At 62.6% G+C, this 1,033-nt stretch carries 2 protein-coding genes; one reads left to right on the top strand and one right to left on the bottom strand.

What is annotated here, in order from left to right:
- Window positions 1-174 (top strand): class I SAM-dependent methyltransferase (locus tag A5696_RS00520; RefSeq protein WP_197516862.1); only part of this gene is annotated, 174 nt, incomplete at its 5' end.
- 37 nt (window positions 175-211) lie between these two features.
- Here the strand turns inward: A5696_RS00520 and A5696_RS00515 are convergent.
- A partial coding sequence (locus A5696_RS00515) for a cyclopropane mycolic acid synthase family methyltransferase (RefSeq protein WP_156738195.1) occupies window positions 212-1,033 on the bottom strand: 822 nt, incomplete at its 5' end.

Here is a 1,033-nt window from a genome sequence, read left to right as displayed (position 1 = left end):
TGCTACGCACGGACCCTGGAGACGTGGGCCGCGGCCCTCGAGGCGAACAAGGAGACGGCGCTCGCCATCCAGTCCCAAGAGGTCTACGACCGGTACATGAAGTACCTCACCGGCTGCGCCAAGCTGTTCCGCGAGGGCTACACCGACGTCAACCAATTCACCTGCGAGAAGTAGCCGGGCGCCTGGGAGCGCCCGGCCAGCGGTGCGCTACTTACTTGGCCAGCGTGAACTGGCCGACGTTGCTGATGCCCTTCAGGAAGAAGTTTTCACACCCCGTCAGGTAGTGCATATAGCGGTCGTAGACCTCCTGGGACTGGATGGCGATCGCCTTTTCCCGGTTCGCCGCTAAATTCGCCGCCCACATATTGAGCGTGCGGGCGTAGTGCTCCCGCAGCAATTGCACCTTTTCGACGGTGAATCCGGCCGCGGGCGCCAATTTCAGAATGTCTTCCTGCGCCGGCAACTGCCCGCCGGGAAAGATCTGGGTGTAGATGAATCGCGTGAACCGCACGTCGCTCATGGTCAGCGAGACGCCGAGCTCGTGCAGCTGTTTTTGGGAATGCGCGAGAATCGTGTGCAGCAACATCCGGCCGTCGTCGGGCAGGATCTCGTAGGCCCGTTCGAAAAACGCCGGCCAACGGTCCGCTTTGAACGCTTCGAAGGCGCCGATCGTGACAATGCGGTCGACGTGGTCCTCGAATTCCTCCCAGCCCTGCAGCCGCACCTCGACGCTGCGCCCGGTCGGGACCTTGGCCAGCCTCGCCTTGCTGTACTCGAACTGGTTGCGGCTGAGGGTGATTCCGATGACGTTGACGTCGAACTTCTCGACCGCTCGTTGTAGCGCACCGCCCCAGCCGCAACCGACGTCGAGCAGCGTCATCCCCGGCTCGAGGTTCAGCTTGCCGAGCGCCAGGTCGATCTTGGCGATTTGGGCTTCCTCGAGCGTCATGTCGTCGCGCTCGAAGTAGGCGCAGCTGTAGGTCTGGGTGGGGTCCAGGAACAGCCGGAAGAAGTCGTCCGAGAGATCGTAGTG

It is taken from the genome of Mycobacterium sp. E2699 (assembly GCF_001666745.1).
In the GTDB taxonomy this organism is placed as follows: domain Bacteria; phylum Actinomycetota; class Actinomycetes; order Mycobacteriales; family Mycobacteriaceae; genus Mycobacterium.
The sequence above is the reverse complement of the archived record's forward strand: the minus strand, read 5'-3'. Positions and strand labels throughout refer to the sequence as shown.